General features: G+C 64.1%; 10 protein-coding genes and 1 pseudogene. 2 read left to right on the forward strand and 9 right to left on the reverse strand.

Features of this window, described 5'->3' with window-relative positions; genetic code table 11:
- On the forward strand, nt 1-460 hold a 460-nt coding region (locus AC13EK_RS12650; RefSeq protein WP_483022214.1), incomplete at its 5' end, for a Tn3 family transposase.
- 105 nt (nt 461-565) lie between these two features.
- On the opposite strand, the gene AC13EK_RS12655 is transcribed toward AC13EK_RS12650, so the two are convergent.
- The 9 genes from AC13EK_RS12655 to AC13EK_RS12695 all read right to left on the reverse strand — a co-directional run bounded on the left by AC13EK_RS12655 (nt 566) and on the right by AC13EK_RS12695 (nt 15064).
- A complete protein-coding gene (locus tag AC13EK_RS12655; protein WP_483022215.1) occupies nt 566-1693 on the reverse strand; it encodes an acyltransferase family protein in 1128 nt (375 codons plus the stop codon).
- Complete coding sequence (locus AC13EK_RS12660) at nt 1690-2394, reverse strand: GDSL-type esterase/lipase family protein (RefSeq protein ID WP_483022216.1); 705 nt, start codon at nt 2392-2394, stop codon at nt 1690-1692. The genes AC13EK_RS12655 and AC13EK_RS12660 overlap by 4 nt, the downstream gene beginning before the upstream one ends.
- Complete coding sequence (locus AC13EK_RS12665) at nt 2391-4892, reverse strand: family 20 glycosylhydrolase (RefSeq protein ID WP_483022217.1); 2502 nt, start codon at nt 4890-4892, stop codon at nt 2391-2393. Before AC13EK_RS12665 ends, AC13EK_RS12660 begins: the two co-directional genes overlap by 4 nt.
- 46 nt (nt 4893-4938) lie before the next feature.
- The gene (locus AC13EK_RS12670) at nt 4939-7665 is read right to left on the reverse strand and encodes a TonB-dependent receptor (RefSeq protein ID WP_483022218.1); all 2727 of its coding nucleotides are present in this window, start codon (nt 7663-7665) and stop codon (nt 4939-4941) included.
- 192 nt (nt 7666-7857) lie between these two features.
- On the reverse strand, nt 7858-9552 hold the full coding sequence (gene nagE, locus AC13EK_RS12675) for an N-acetylglucosamine-specific PTS transporter subunit IIBC (protein WP_483022219.1): 1695 nt from the start codon (nt 9550-9552) through the stop codon (nt 7858-7860).
- On the reverse strand, nt 9549-12053 hold the full coding sequence (gene ptsP, locus AC13EK_RS12680) for a phosphoenolpyruvate--protein phosphotransferase (protein WP_483022220.1): 2505 nt from the start codon (nt 12051-12053) through the stop codon (nt 9549-9551). Before ptsP ends, nagE begins: the two co-directional genes overlap by 4 nt.
- A 71-nt stretch (nt 12054-12124) precedes the next feature.
- Nucleotides 12125-13255, reverse strand: coding sequence for an N-acetylglucosamine-6-phosphate deacetylase (gene nagA, locus AC13EK_RS12685; protein WP_483022221.1), 1131 nt, complete (start codon nt 13253-13255; stop codon nt 12125-12127).
- Nucleotides 13252-14295, reverse strand: coding sequence for an SIS domain-containing protein (locus tag AC13EK_RS12690; protein WP_483022223.1), 1044 nt, complete (start codon nt 14293-14295; stop codon nt 13252-13254). The genes nagA and AC13EK_RS12690 overlap by 4 nt, the downstream gene beginning before the upstream one ends.
- Nucleotides 14296-14323: 28 nt before the next feature.
- A complete protein-coding gene (locus AC13EK_RS12695; protein ID WP_483022222.1) occupies nt 14324-15064 on the reverse strand; it encodes a GntR family transcriptional regulator in 741 nt (246 codons plus the stop codon).
- A gap of 168 nt (nt 15065-15232) precedes the next feature.
- On the opposite strand from AC13EK_RS12695, the pseudogene AC13EK_RS12700 reads away from it, so the two are divergent.
- Nucleotides 15233-15371 (forward strand): annotated as a pseudogene (locus AC13EK_RS12700) (IS6 family transposase); the annotation flags it as partial.

The raw sequence follows: 15371 nt of genomic DNA on the forward strand, positions 1-15371 counted from the left end.
GCGCCGCTTGTCCGCCTATCCGCGACAGAACGGACTGGCCCTCGCACTACGCGAGCTGGGCCGCCTCGAACGCTCCATTTTCATGCTCGACTGGCTGCGCGACATCGACCTGCGCCGGCGCACCCAGGCGGGCCTCAACAAGGGCGAGGCCCGCAATGCGCTCGCCCGCGCGCTCTTCTTCAACCAGCTTGGCGAACTGCGTGATCGGCGATTCGAAAACCAGACCTATCGCGCATCCGGCCTCAACCTGCTCGTCGCCGCCATCATCCTGTGGAACACCCGCTATCTCGAAATGGCGTTGGCTGACATCGGCACGCCGGACGAGATCGCACGCCACATCGCGCCATTGGGCTGGGAGCATATCTCGCTGACCGGCGACTATAGCTGGAATGTCGAAGACCGGCCCGATCCGGATGCCCTGCGGCCGCTACGCGCCGTCAGTTCCCTGCTCGCCGCGTGACGTTCGCCCTCCGTTCTCCCTTAGCGTGCAGATACGTCACTTTCGTGTAGTCACCCCTATCGGGGTCACAACCGATGATCGGCAGGCCGACCCACTGCCGCCGGATTAGAGCCGGATATGGATTTTCCGTCGATCCAGCGTCCAAGCCAACAGCCAGCACGCCTGCGTGAACAGCAGCGCATAGACCAGCGATCCCCATTTGCCGCCCACGCCGGCGAACAGCGCCTCATAAATGGCCATGAACAGGGAGGTGTGACCTACAGGGAGTGTCCAGGCGAGGTTCATCGCCAGTTCTGCCGCCATGTAGACGGCCAGCGCATTCTTGCCGAAAATCTCGAAATAGCGCGTGCCGAAGCGCAGCCGCCAACGATCGATCCATTGTATCAGCCCAGCCAGCACGAGCAGGTCCAGGCCGATGGTGCAGAGCGTATAGGAAGCCGTCCATAATTTCTTGTTGATCGGCAGCAGCGGGTCGACCAGCATTGCCGCACCGATCAGCAGTACGCCGATCCCGGCCATTGCCGCCAGATCGCGCCCCCGTACGCCCCCGGCCGCCGCACGGGCGCGCAGGAAAGCGGTGGCAAGATAGCCCGCCAGCACATTGACCGCGGCGGGCAGCGTACCGAGCAGCCCTTCAGGGTCGAACGGTGCGCCTTCATGCTGATAAAGATGACTTGCGCCCAATAATGCCCGGTCGACACGCACGGCTGCGTTCCCGGTCAGGGAAAAGTCGCCGTAGCCCAGCAGGATGGCGGTCACGCCCAGCAATGCCACCGCTGACCAGAGCAACACCCCTCTGGCGCGTAAACCATAGAGCAGGCCCGCTGCGATCAGATAGGCGAGCGCGATGCGTTGTAATACGCCCATGATGCGAACACTGTCGAAAGACTGCCAGAGGACATGGCCATCGACGATGGAGAAGAAGGGAAAGTTGGAAACGATCAGCCCGCACAGGAAGATGCGCGCGGAGCGTTCCGTAACGCGGCGGAAATAGGGTCCGGCGCCATCGCGGGCATAGCGATCCGCGGTAAAACCGAGCGAGGCGCCCACGATGAAGAGAAAGGTCGGGAATACCGCATCGGTCAGGGTGAAGCCGTTCCACGTCGTGTGCAGCAACTGCGCGAAAGACAGGCTTTCACTGATCGACATATTGACGACGATCATCAGCGCGACGGTCAGGCCGCGCAGCACGTCGATGGCCAGATACCGCTCTGCCGCAGGGGCGGGATTCATCGCAGCACACCCCGGAGAAGGCGTTCCATCACCGCATAACCCGCCGCATTGGGATGAACGCCGTCCTCGCTATAGGCGGGGTTGATAGCGCCGGCCTCCGTCGCCATCGCGTCATAAAGGTCCACGAAAGCGATGCCCTTGCGCGCGGCATAGTCCTTCAGCCATGCATTATGCGCGCGGATGCGGCCAACCGGGGCGATCTCGGGCGCCCACCAGTAATGATCGGTCGGCAACAGCGAGAGCAGCACGACGCGGATGCCATGGACCTGCGCGAGTTCCACCATGGTTTCGATATTGCCGCGCAGCACGTCGTCCGAAACCTGCCCGCCATTGCCGGCTATATCGTTGGTTCCGCCCAGCAGGAACAGGGTTTCGGGCCGCAGGGCGACCACATCCTGCCGGAACCGCAGCAGCATCTGGCTCGTCGTCTGGCCGCTGATCCCCCGGTTGATATGGCGCGGATCGGCGAATAGCGACTGATGATCCCTGTCCCAGCCTTCGGTGATCGAATCCCCAAGGAACAGCAGGCGATGGGCGACCGGGCCGCGCGCGATCAGATTCGCGTCCTGCTTCTGGTAAACATGCAGTCCGCCCCAGTCATCCTGCGCTTCCGTCGCATGGGCGGGGAAGGCAGAGGCGAGGGCCGCCGCCAGCCATATCCAGCCATGGCGGGGCAGAAAAAGGGGAATGGCTGTACTCACGGGTTGATGATCCGGGATGCGCGGCCGGTCCGGCCGGTGGTGGAAAAGGCTGCGACGGTGATGACGCCCTTGTCGGCGATCGGTCCTGTGACAAGGGGACTGTGCGCGTCGGGCAGCGATCCATCGATGCTGTAGCGCAGCGCAAGACCGGGCAGGCTGTTGGCAAATACCTGTCCGTCCCGCACGATCAGCCCCGGCGGTGGCAGGCGATAGTCGAGGCCCGGGAACGCACGATCCAGATCGGGCAGCAGGCGCGTGCCGACCTGCGTGGCGAAGCGCGACCAGTCGCGCGCATAGGCGGCGTCGCGCGCCGCGCCGGAAAGGTGCGTCCATGCCGGCTCGGTCGCCCAGGCGCGCTCTGCCAGACCGAACAGCCGGGGCAGCAGCATATAGCCGACCCGCCAGGGTTCGCGCACGGTCTCGCTGAACAAGGTGGCTTCCAGTCCGGTGATATGCGCGCGCCCGTCCGGGGAAAGAGGCTCCCCCTCCTGTCCGGCGGCCAGCGCGAAGGGATCCAGGCGATAAACATCCTCCAGATCGGTATAGGCGGCCCAGTTATGCCCATATTCGGCGCGATCCCGCGCCTGCGCCATGTCGAAATATAAATTGGTGACCGGGGCCAGCACCACATCATAACCGGCATTGGCAAGGCGGTTGGCCAGATCCTCCGACCCCGCCAGATTGTTCCAGACGTAAAGGGAGAGGTGGCGGTCGAGAAAAGGCCGGTTGATGCTCACCTGCGCCTTTCCGCCAGCGACCTTCTTGCGCAGGCCGAGTTCTTCCCAGCCGGCCGGGCGAATATCCCGCGCGGCCAGCAGGCGCATCACCCGATCATAGAAATGATCCCAGAGCGCAGCCACATCCTGGCCGGGCAGATGGTTCATCGCCTGTAGCGCAGCGGGCGACTGTTCCCAGGCCCCGGCAGCCAGTTCGTCGCCGCCAATCTGCATCTGCCGCAAGGGCACGCCTGCGCGGCGATGCAGGCTGGCCAGCTCATCGACCACCTTGGCGATGAAGCGATAGGTGGAAGGCAAGGCGGGGTTGATGACGTTATCGCTGTAGAATTGCTCGGAGCGATAGACGGAGCGGTCGTCGGGATCGCCCAGCAGATAGTAGTCCGCGCCCGCATCCCCGGCCAGCCTCAGCCTGCGCGCCCGTTCCGCCATCGCCACGACCGCCGCGCGCGCATGGCCGGGCATTTCGATCTCGGGAATGACCTCGACATGCCGCGCATGGGCATAAGTGAGGATCGAGATATACTCCTCGGCCGTGTAGAAGCCGCTGCCCTGCGGGTCGCCGGCGTCCGGCCCAGACCCATAGGCCGGAGGCAGGGTGGAGCCGTCACGGAAGGACTGGCCGCGTCGCCCGCCAATGGATGTCAGTTCCGGCAGGCCCGGGATTGCCAGCCGCCAACCCTCGTCATCGGTCAGATGGAAATGCAGGCGGTTGAGCTTGGTGCGCGCCATCAGGTCGATGAGGGTGAATATCTCTTCCTTCGGCCGGAAATTGCGGGCTACGTCGATCATCAGCCCGCGATAGCCGAAGCGGGGGGCATCAATGATGTCGAAGGCGGGAAGCGCCTTGCCGGAGGCGCCATCCAGCATCTGGCGCAGGGATTGGAGGCCGTAATAGACGCCGGCCGCCGAAACACCCGTGATGGAAATGCCCGATTGGGGCCGGATTTCGAGGCGATAGGCCTCTGGCGAGGACTGGCCGGGAACGGGGCCTGTCGAGAGGCGCAAGGGCGTTTTCCCCGATGCCCCGCCAAAGAGGCTGCGGGCAAATCCGGCCTCCGCCTTGAGGTGCGCGGGGGCTTCCACATGCGCGCCGCCCTCCATGTCCACCGCTCCTGCAAGAGGGCGGCTGGCAAGCGGCGCGGGGAAGAAGGGAGGAAGGTCGTCTGCCGCGACAGACTGGACAGAGGCGTTGTGGGCATAGATCGTTTCTGGCGCGACCATGGAGCCAATGCCCGTGGGCGCGCCGGGCACCTGCGCCGCCGGAGCAAGCGGTTCGGCCCGGTAATCGCGGATTGCCACGCCCTCGCCCGGGGTTGCATCATAGACGAGATAAGGAGCGATCGGTGCCTTGTCCGGCATAATCATGATGTCGCCATGGTGCAGCGACAGCGTCAGGCTTTCGCCCGGTTGCAGTGGCCCCCGTCCCGGTGCGACGCGCAATTGATAGAGCGGTCCTGCGATATGGGTGATCTCTATCCCTTCGCCCGGGCGAGGGGCTTCCAGCGGCGAAATGGCGCTGAAATAGAGCGACCATCCGCTGACAGGAAGGGCGGATGCGCCGGTGTTGCGCAGGGTCAGGCTGGCGGTCGTCTGGCCCTTTTCCACCGAAAGGGCAGTCCAGCGCAGGGCCAGCGCGCCGGCATCCCGATCCGCCGACGCAGGGGTCTGCGCATTGGCCGGGACGAGGCCACTGGCCAGCAGCGCGGCGATCGGGGTCAACCACCCGGCCCGACGCGAGATGATGAAGGGGCGTTGGCGCATATTCATCCTTCCTGTCGCCGGGCCTGGGGTATTTTGTGCCTTCGCATCAGAAGCTGTAGGATATGCCCAGCAGATATTCGGTCCCGAACTTGTGATATTGCTGCGGCGCCGTCTGGCCGTCCACCGTCTGGCTGGTGACATAGGCTTCATTGGTGAGGTTGTTCCCCTGAAGCGTGATCGCCAGATCCTTGAGCGGGCCGGATTGCACGGTATAGCCGATCTGAGCATCGACGATATGCTCGGACTTGATGTTCTCCGTCACGAACAGGAACGCATTGTGCCGCCGCGCTGAATAGCCGGAGCGATACCGCTCGCCCACGCGCAACTGGATGCCGTCCTTTTCATAATAGAGGCTGCCCGACCAGACATCGCCGGAAAAGCCTTCCAGCAGGGTGTCGAGGAAGACCCCGTCCTTGTCGGTCTTGGGCTTCAGCTTCGATTTGGAATAGCTGCCGGCAAAGCCGAAGCCCGAGAGGAAGGAGGTGAGCAGATCGCCTTCCAGCGTCCAGCTTACCTCTACGCCGCGCAGCTTGCCGCCCTTGGTGTTGGTGGGCGTCGTCAGCGTGCCGATCGAACTGATCGGCGTGACATTGGACGTGTTGGCATAGCCGCTGAAATCATATTGCACGTCCTTGGTCACGATACCGCGCGTGATATCCTTGTAGAAGGCCGCGACGGCGATGTAGGACGCCTTGCCGATATAATGTTCGAGCGACAGGTCGAAGTCGTAGGAAATCCAAGGCTTCAGCTTTGGATTGCCGCCATCGCCATACCATTTGCGGTCGGTCTGGCTGACCGCGGCGGTGATCCCTGCGCGCATGTCCGCCATTTCCGCCCGCGCCAGTGCCTTGGCCGCGCCCAGACGCAGGAAGGTATCCTGCGCCAGCTGGGCATTGAGGTTCAGGCTGGGCAGGATATCGGTGTAGCTGATGCCGCCGTCGACCAGCGATGCATCGCCAAGGGCGTCTACATAGAGGCCCGATGCGCTCTGGCTGGTGCGGATCACCTGCACGCCGATATTGCCGCGGATCGGCACCCAATGATCGTCCCGGATGTCGAGCTTCGCGAACAGCGTCGTCACCTTTTCGCGCACGCCCCAGTTCCAGGACGGATCGAGCGCATTGACCGCTTCCTCATAGCCGCTGCCGCCCAGCGCATCGTCGACGTTGAAATAGAGCACATTGGGCATGCCCATGAAGCCCATGTTCGCCGAATAGGTGTGCAGGCTGTCGGGGATCGCCTGACAGGTCAGGCCATTGAGGCAGGGGGAACTGTCGGTCAGATAATAGCTGGTCTGCTCATAGTTGAGCGACTTGGTACGCTTGCGATAAAGCAGGCCGACCTCCAGCCCGTTGAACGGGCCGAAATCCATCTCGCTGCGGGCCGAAAGGCGGGCAGTCTCCACCTTGTCCTGCACTTTGGCGAGCGCCGACATGCCGCCCAGATTTTCGCCCCACACGCTCGCAAGCGACATATCCGTCGTGCTGTTGAGGTCGACGCTGGAAGTGACATGGCCGAAGCTGTTGAAATCGGTCGGCAGGTCGACGGTGAGCGACATCGGCGTTGCCGACATGAGATAGGCCTCACCCACCCATTCGCGGCGCGTCGCCTTGGAATAGCCGAGATCGGCGCGAAAGGTCCATGCGCCCGCACTATAGCTGTTGGCCCAGCTGACCGCGTTGATGCGGTCGTTGCGGTTGTCCTGCCGCATGGTGAGAATGGGGCTGGCATTGTCCACCTGGATGGAATCGCTGTTCATCGCCACCACCGGAATGCTGCCGGTCGCCCAGTTGGCGAGCACGCCGATCATCTCGTCGCCCTTCATCCGCTGCTTGAACTGGGAACGGAAAAGGTCGATCTTGCTGGAGAAATGCTCGTCGGGTTTGAACTGGAGCACACCCAGATAGCCGTCGCGCACCGTCTTGGTGGACGCAATACCAGTTTCAAAGCCATCGAACGTATAGGTGTCGCCAAGGCCCTCCACGCCGATCACCGACGCCTTGCCATAATCCCAGAGGTTGAAATATTTCTTCTTGTTCGGGGAATCGAGATGGGCATAGCCCAGCGCGACGCCGATTTTCCCGTCGGCGAACTGATCGATGTAAGAGAAGCTCAGCCGTCCGCCATGGCTCGAAGTGGAGGGCAGCACCTTGCCCATGGAATTGCCGTCATAGCGCAGGCTCATGTTGATCTTGCGCCCATTGAAATCCAGCGGCTCCAGCGTGTGAATGTCGACCGTGCCGGACAGCCCCATGGCGCCCAGCGAGGCGTCGGGCGTCTTGTAGAGCGTTGCCGAGCTGACGAGTTCCGCCGGGAACTGGTCATATTCAAAAGAGCGATCATCGCCGGTTGAGACCATTTCCTGCCCGTTGAGCAGGGTCATGCCGAATTGCGGGGCCATGCCGCGAATGGAAAGCACCTGCGCGCGGCCATCGACGCGCTGGGCGGCGACGCCGGGAAGGCGGGCGAGGGATTCGGCGATGCTGACGCCCGGCAGCTTGCCGATATCCTCGGCGCTGACGACCTCGACAATCTCGTTCGATGCCTTTTTGGCGTTGATCGATTTTTCGATGCTGGCGCGGATGCCGGTGACGATGATGCCGCTATCGACCTGGCCATCATCCTTCTGGCTGGCCGCATCCGGCGCGCTGGGCGGGGGGAGCTGGCCATCGTCCTTCGACGAACTGTCGCCTGAATTTTCCTGCGCCGCTACGCCTGCGGGCAGGACAAGCAGGCCGGATGTGGACAATAATGCCTGAAGCGACGCGGCCATGAGCCAGCGAGACTGTCTGCGCGAGAACCTTACCCCCATATATGCCACCCCTTCTCTGAGCCTTGTTGGCTACCTTGTCCTATTGGATTGATAAAATGGTATCATCCAATTTTTGAAATTGTCAATAATATATATCCAATATAGTACCAAAGATGAAAGGCGACGCATTTTAGCGCCTTGTCGACCAGCGGACTACCGGACCAGCCGCTCTCCCAGCAGATGCAGCACACGGTCCTGCGGCATCGCATAGCCATACACCCCGCTTACCTGATCCAGCCGGTCGAGCGGAACGGCGTGGCGTAATCGGATACGCAGGCGCGAGCCGATGAGGCGGGCTTCCTCGATACTGTCCGGGCCACCCAGTGCAGCAACGATGGCCTCCGCCGGTTCGACGAGGGGATGCGGTTCCGGGGACGGCGCAGGGGAAGAAGAAGGAGACGCATCCCCGAGCAGCGCGGCCTGACGGATATCCTCGCAAATCTGGTCCGCCATCGGGCCGATGATGACCTGCACGGCCTGCGCGGAGGGTCGCAGCACCGCAACCGCGCCCAGCGCCTTCAGCGCGGCTTCGTCTATCGCGTCCTGATCCTGCACGACCAGCCTCAGCCGCGTGGTGCAGGCACCGATCGTCCGCAGGTTGCCCGACCCGCCCAACGCCCGGAGATAAGCCACGCCGCGCCCGCCGGTGGCCAAAGCAGTGCCGCCAGCGCCTTCCTCCTGTGCCTGCCGCCCTGGCGTTGCCAGATTGAACCGCCGGATCGCGAAGAGAAAGATGCCGTAATAAAGGATGAAATAGCCGATTCCGACCGGCAGCAGCAGCAGCGGCCGGGTGGCGCGTCCGAAATTCAGCACATAGTCGAAGAGGCCAGCGGAAAAACCGAAGCCCAGCCGCACGTCGAGCAGGTTCATGATGACCATCGCCGCACCTGTCAGCACCGCATGAATGGCGTAGAGCAGGGGAGCGAGGAACATGAAGCTGAATTCGATCGGCTCGGTCACCCCTGTCAGGAAGGAGGTGAGCGCGAGGCTGAACAACATCCCGCCGACGGCTTTCTTCTGTTCCGGCAGCGCGGTGCGATACATGGCGAGGCAGGCGGCGGGCAGGCCGAACATCATCACCGGGAAAAACCCCGCCATGAAGGCGCCCGCATGGGGGTCACCCGCAAAGAAGCGCCGCAGGTCGCCGGTGGTGCCGTTGAAATCGCCGAGCAGGAACCATGCCACATTGTTGAGGATATGGTGCAGTCCCGTCACCAGCAGCAGCCGGTTGAGCAACCCATAGCCGAACAGGCCGAGATTACCCGAGGCGACCAGGGCTTCGCTCGCGAGGCTCAGCCCGCGGTCGAGCAGGGTGTAGCCCGATCCCACCAACAGCGCCATCAGCACGCCCGCACCCCCAGCGACGATCGGCACGAAACGCCGCCCGCCGAAGAAGGAGAGATAGGCAGGCACTTCGATTGTCGCATAGCGGTTGTAGAGCGCGCCGCCGAAAAGACCCGACAGGATGCCCACCGGCACATCGAGCCGGGCGAAGGACTTGGCCTTCCAAGCCTGCTCGACCATTGCGGCCACCGTATCGGTAAGGCCTGCCACGACCTCTGGCGGAACGGGGATCAGCGCCCGCCCGCCCTGCATGGTGACAAGATAGCAGACCACGCCCGCCAGCCCCGCCGCGCCATTGCCGTCGCGGGAAATGCCGGTGGCGACACCGATCGCGAACAGCAGGCCGAGGCTGGAGAACAGCGCATCTCCCGCTGCGGCAAGCAAGGGAATGCCCAGCAGATCGGGCTGCCCCAGACGCAGCAGCAGCCCGGCGATGGGCAGCACCGCGATCGGCAGCATAAGAGCGCGCCCGATGGGCTGGAGCAGGCCGATAATCGTCCTCATTGGGGCAGATCCTCTTCAAAGCGGCGGGCAAGGGCGCGAACCTCTGCGGCGGAGTCCAGCGTCAATGCCTGTTCGGCATGGGTGCGGCACTGGGCGACGGAGAGCCGGCGCACCAATGCCTTGAGGTCGGGTACGAAGCGCGGCGCAGCGGACAATTCGGTAATGCCCAGCCCCAGCAGCAGCGGAATGGCGAGCCGGTCGGAAGCCAGCCCTCCGCACAGCCCCACCCAGCGATCCTGCTGCCGGGCACCCTTCACCGTCAGGGCGATCAGGCCCAGTATAGCGGGATGCAGCCCGTCTATTCCGGGTGCGACAGAAGGATTGCCCCGATCCATCGCCAGCGCATATTGGGTCAGGTCATTGGTGCCGATCGACAGGAAATCGGCATGGCGGGCCAGCGTTGCGGCGGTGACGGCGGCGGCGGGCGTTTCCACCATGATGCCGACTTCGACAGGGACGGCAATGCCCATCTCCGTCCTTATCGCGTCCACCCGTGCCCGCACTGCCAGCACTTCGGCGGCGCTGGCGACCATCGGCACCATGATCCGGCATTGGCCATGGGGCGTCACCGAAAGGATGGCGCGCAATTGCTGGTCCAGCACGTCCGGCATGGCAAGGCCGACGCGAATACCGCGCAGGCCGAGCGCGGGGTTTTCCTCCGGCGGGATCGGCAGATAGGGGGCGGGTTTGTCGCCGCCGATATCAAGCAGGCGGACGATCAGGGGTCGCCCCTGCAAATGCCGCGCGATATCCTGATACAGCGCGGCCTGTTCATCCATGGAAGGGGCGCTGTCGCGGTCGAGAAACAGGAACTCGGTGCGCAGCAGGCCCGATCCCTCGGCGCCGTTCGCCATGGCGAGTTCCGCATCTTCCAGCGATCCCAGATTGGCGAAGGCCTCGATCCGCACGCCATCGCGGCTGACGCAATTTATGCTGGCGGAAGCAAGGGCGGCGGATCGCAAGGCTATCCGCCTCTCCACCTCCGCCTTCGCCTCCGCCAGCGCCTCGACCGATGGCGAGACGTGCAGAAAACCGCCATCCGCATCGAGAATAAGGGAAGAATTTTCAGCTACCTGCGCCAGGGCAGGGCCGGTCGCGACCAGCATGGGCAGACCCATGGAGGCAGCCAGAATGGCCACATGCGAGGTCGGGCCGCCGCGCTCCAGCACGACCCCGGCCACAGCGCCATCGAGCGCGAGGATGTGGGAGGGCAGAAGTTCCTCGGCGAGCAGGATCGTGCCGGGCGGGAAGGACAACACCTCCTCCTCCGCCCCGGTCAGGATGCGCAGGATCTGGCGTTCGAGATCGTTGAGATCGTCGGCGCGCTCGGCAAAGCGGGCATCGCCGCTCATCCGCATCATATCGGCCATGGCGCGGCAGGCCACGCGCCAGCCATGCTCCGCGCTGCGCCCCGCGGCAATCTGTGCGAGGGCCTCCTCCCGCAGTGCAGGATCATCCAGCAGCGCCACATGCGCGCGGCGGATCGCGGCCTGCGTCCCTTCGTCATCCTTGCCGCAAAGGCGAGCGCGCAAGCTGGCGAGGGCAGCGTCCAGACGACCAGTTTCCGTCTCCACGCCAGCGCCGTCGCGCGATACGTCCATATCGGGGAGGCAGAACCAGTGCGCGGTGCCGATGCAATAACCCGGCGCGGCCAGTGTTCCGGCGAACGCGCCGTCGGGCGGGGGAGAGGGGACGGAAGGGGCCGGGGCAACGGGACGCCGTGCCTCTTCTTCACTCTCTCCCATCCCGCTTTCGATCAGGCTGCGCAACGCCCCTAGCGCGGCTTCGGCATCCGGTCCCGCCGCCTCAATCGCCACTTCGTCATCAAGATGCACGCCCAGCCGCATCAGCCCGATGGGGGAGCGGGTCGAAGCCTCGCTACCGTCCTTGACGATCCAGCTTTCCGACAGAAAAGCGCGCGCCGTCTCGCCGATCCGGGCGGCCGGGCGGGCGTGAATGCCATGCAGCATCGGGATACGCACGCTTATGCCTATCCGCTCGCCATCATCTTGGCGGGCGGCGATGGAGGTGGCGGTCGCGTCTATGGGTTCGAGATAGACTATGCCTTCGCCCGTTCCGACGACCTTGCCGGTCACCCGGCGCTGGATACGGAACCGCTCCGCATTGGTTACGATGATCGGGGTCATCAACGATGGCACGGCCATCGCCACTGCGTCGAGATCGAAGCGTATCAGGGGCTGCCCGCGCAGTACCCGCGCGCCCACCGCGACCAGCGGCGTGAAGCCCTTGCCGGCAAGGGCAACCGTGTCGATGCCCAGATGCATCAGCACCTCTACCCCGCCATCACCCAGCACCGTCACCGCATGATGGCTGTCATGCATGGTCAGCACCTCGCCGTCGCAGGGCGCACACAGCGTATCGCCCAGCGGGTCGATGGCGATGCCGTCCCCCAGCAACCGGTCGGCGAATACCGCATCGGGCACATCATCCAGCGAGGTCGCCCAGCCCTGAAGCGGAGAAGTGAGTATGATCGGACCCATGATATTCCCCTCATCCCGGTCCCTGCCGGGCCTGTTTCTTATCGTGCCTCTATCCTGGGCTGCCGCGCCGTTCAGGCAATGCGCTGTCCGCCCGCCCAGGTGCCGCGCACGCGCAGATCCGCATCCAGCCACAGGAAATCCGCGCGTGCGCCCGGCTCCAGCGTGCCGACACGCCCGGAAAGGCCGAGAAAGGCCGCGGGATTGCCCGAGGCCATCGCAAAGGCGATTTCCGGCGCGACGCCGATCGCGCACAGGTTGCGCACGGCCTGCGCCATGTCGAGATCCGACCCGGCCAGCGTGCCTTCTTCTCCCACGCACACCCCGTTGCGCACGACGATGCGCTCTCCGTTGAGCAGGAAACTCTTTTCCTCGCTGCCGACGGTCAGCATGGCGTCGGTGACGAGCATGAAGCGATCCAGCGGGCGTGCGGCGAGCGCGATGCGGATCGCCGCGGGATGGACATGGGCATCATCGACGATCAGCCCGCAATAGAGGCTCTGGTCCTCCAGCACCGCGCCAACGACGCCCGGCTCGCGATGGTGCAGCGGCGACATCGCATTGTACAGATGGGTGACGCCCCGCGCACCCGCCGCGATGGCGCGCCTTGTATCGGCATAGCTGGCATTGCTGTGGCCGATGCTGACGATCACACCTGCGTCGACCAGCGTGCGGATCGCCGCCATGTCGTTGCATTCGGGTGCCAGGGTGAGGATGACGACACCGCGCCGGGGGCGGGTCAGCAGGTGCAGCGCCGTCTCGTCCAGCGACCGGAAAAGACCGGAATCGTGGATGCCCCTGCGCGCATCGGAGAGGAAAGGGCCTTCTATATGGATGCCAAGGACACCGGGCACGCCCTGCTCGATCGCCTGATCGACCGCATCCATGGCGTGGGCCACAAGGGGAAGCGGGGCACTGATGAGGGTTGGCAGGAATCCGGTGGTGCCGAAGCGGGCATGGGCCGCGCCAATGCGGGCGATGCCTTCGACATCGGGCCGGTCGTTGAACAGCACGCCCCCGCCGCCATTGACCTGCGTGTCGATGAAACCCGGCACGATCCAGCCGCCGTCCAGATCAAGCGCCTTTTCATCGCTCGTGGTGGTTTCAAGGGCGGTGATGGTGCCGTCCTCCCATGTCAGCGTTCCGCCATCACTTTGGCGAACGCCGGAAAAGAGGCGGCCGTTGCGGAAACCGAGACTGTTCATCGCGTTTCCGTGACCTTGCGCAGATAGGGAGGCTGGTCCGGGTCGAGGCCGCGCGCGCGCGACAGCCTTTCTGCCGCCATATAGAAGGACTGGATGAGAAGGATGGGTTCCAGCACCGGATGGGCGGCGATCGTGGGGAGCGGCGAAGCCGCACCCGCGCCGCAATCGGCAAGCAAGATGGCGGCGTCGCGCGCCTCGAAATCGCGAGCGGCGGCCCGGACATCCTCTCCCGACCTGTCGGATGTCGCGAAGGCCAATACCGGAAACCCCTTGTCCACGATCGCCATCGGGCCGTGGCGCACTTCCGCGCTCGAAAAGCCCTCGGCGTGCAAACCGCAGGTTTCCTTGAGCTTGAGCGCCGCCTCCTGCGTGATCGACAGGCCATAGCCACGACCGATGATGAAGAGGTTGCGCGCGCTTTCCAGCCTGTCTACCAGCATGGACCAGTCCTGCTCGCAGGCCTGATCCAGCAATGCGGGCAGGGCGGAAAGCCCCTCGCGCAAGGAAGCGTTCTCGCTCCATTCGGCGGCTAGCGCGGCAAGACCAGCGATCGAAGCGATAAAGGATTTGGTGGCCGCGACCGATGTTTCCACGCCCGCGCAAAGCGGCAGCAGATAATCCGCCATGTCCGCCAGAGGAGAGCTTTCATCATTTACCAGCGCCACCACGGTCGCGCCCGCCTGTTTGTAAAGGGCGACGGTGGCGAGCAGATCCGGGCTGCGGCCGGATTGGGAAATGGCGATCATCAGCGCATCGGTCGGCTGGAGCGCGCCGGGAAACAGCGAGGAAACCGAGGGCGCGGCCGAAGCGACCGGCAGGCCCACGAGAGTCTCGATCAGATATTTGCCATAGGTCGCGGCATGATCGGAAGAGCCGCGCGCGCAGGTGACGATGAGGGCCGGGGGACTGGCGCGCAGATGGGCGGCGAGGCCGGCAAGCGTGCCGGCATTGCGGTGCAGGAACCGGGCAACCGCCGCCCCGCTCTCCCGCGCTTCCCGCTGCATGGCGGACGATTCCGGCCGCAGCTCCACATTCGACATCATACCCCCTTGTGCGCGTGGAATCGCGCTAACTGGCGTTAAGCTCCGCGACGACGTCATAGGCATCGCCGCGATAATAGGACTGGGTGAATTCGACAGCCTCGCCGTCGGAAAGGAAGCCGCGCCGTTCGATGAACAATCCGGCATGGCCGCTGTCGACGCCGAGCAGTTTCGCCTGCTCGGGCGGAAAATGCATCGCGCGCAGGCGCTGGAGCGCGCGCACCGGACGGCGGCCCTGCATCTCCAGGGCTTCATAGAGCGAGGCGCCGACCGCTTCGACGCCCGGAAGGCAACGGCCCACGATGGTCGAATATTCCACCGCCATCGGCACGTCGTCGGCAAAACGCAGGCGCTGGAAGCGGTAGACCTGCGTACCGGGCGACAGGCCGAGCAGCATCGATTCCTCGGGGCTGACGAGGCCCGCCGACTTCGCAAGCCATTGGCTGCTGGGCTGGCGCCCACGCGCCAGCATATCTTCGGAGAAGGACGATAATTTGGAAAAGCTCTTGTCGACGCGCGCGGCAACGAAGGTACCCGCCCCCCGGCGGCGCACGACCAGCCCTTCCTGCGCCAGCCCGTCGATCGCCTTGCGCACGGTGATGCGGGACACGCCATATTCCAGCGCAAGGTCCCGCTCCGCCGGGATCACGTCGTCCTGGACGAGGATGCGGTTATGAATGGCCTGCCGGACCAATTGCTGGAGCTGAAGATAGAGAGGGATGCGCGTTTCTTCCTGAAGCGCGCCGATCCGGTCTGAAAATGCGTGCATGGTTCCTTCTCTCCCGGTCGGGGTGGTGTCCAATCGAGGGTAGATAAGGGAATCCTGTAGCACAAGAAACGGATATAAATTGATGATTGGTATTATTCAAGTCTTATGGCTCTGTTGCAAAAATCGTGAAGCTTGAGCATGCTTGGCGGAGATTGAACGGATGGAGCGATGACGGATTTCAAGTGGCGCCATTTCCAGGGTGATGTGATCCTGTGGGCGGTGCGCTGGTATTGTCGCTATCCGATCAGCTATCGCGACCTTGAGGAAATGCTGGCGGAACGCGGCATTTCGGTCGACCATACGACGA

Source organism: Sphingobium sp. L-44, from assembly GCF_056859495.1.

What these genes read in the sequence shown, in the direction of transcription:
- AC13EK_RS12655 (WP_483022215.1), bottom strand. Translation starts at nt 1,693, where the DNA reads ATGAATCCCGCCCCTGCGGCAGAGCGGTATCTGGCCATCGACGTGCTG.
- AC13EK_RS12665 (WP_483022217.1), bottom strand. Translation starts at nt 4,892, where the DNA reads ATGCGCCAACGCCCCTTCATCATCTCGCGTCGGGCCGGGTGGTTGACC.
- AC13EK_RS12670 (WP_483022218.1), bottom strand. Translation starts at nt 7,665, where the DNA reads ATGGCCGCGTCGCTTCAGGCATTATTGTCCACATCCGGCCTGCTTGTC.
- nagE (WP_483022219.1), bottom strand. Translation starts at nt 9,552, where the DNA reads ATGAGGACGATTATCGGCCTGCTCCAGCCCATCGGGCGCGCTCTTATG.
- ptsP (WP_483022220.1), bottom strand. Translation starts at nt 12,053, where the DNA reads ATGGGTCCGATCATACTCACTTCTCCGCTTCAGGGCTGGGCGACCTCG.
- nagA (WP_483022221.1), bottom strand. Translation starts at nt 13,255, where the DNA reads ATGAACAGTCTCGGTTTCCGCAACGGCCGCCTCTTTTCCGGCGTTCGC.
- AC13EK_RS12690 (WP_483022223.1), bottom strand. Translation starts at nt 14,295, where the DNA reads ATGTCGAATGTGGAGCTGCGGCCGGAATCGTCCGCCATGCAGCGGGAA.
- AC13EK_RS12695 (WP_483022222.1), bottom strand. Translation starts at nt 15,064, where the DNA reads ATGCACGCATTTTCAGACCGGATCGGCGCGCTTCAGGAAGAAACGCGC.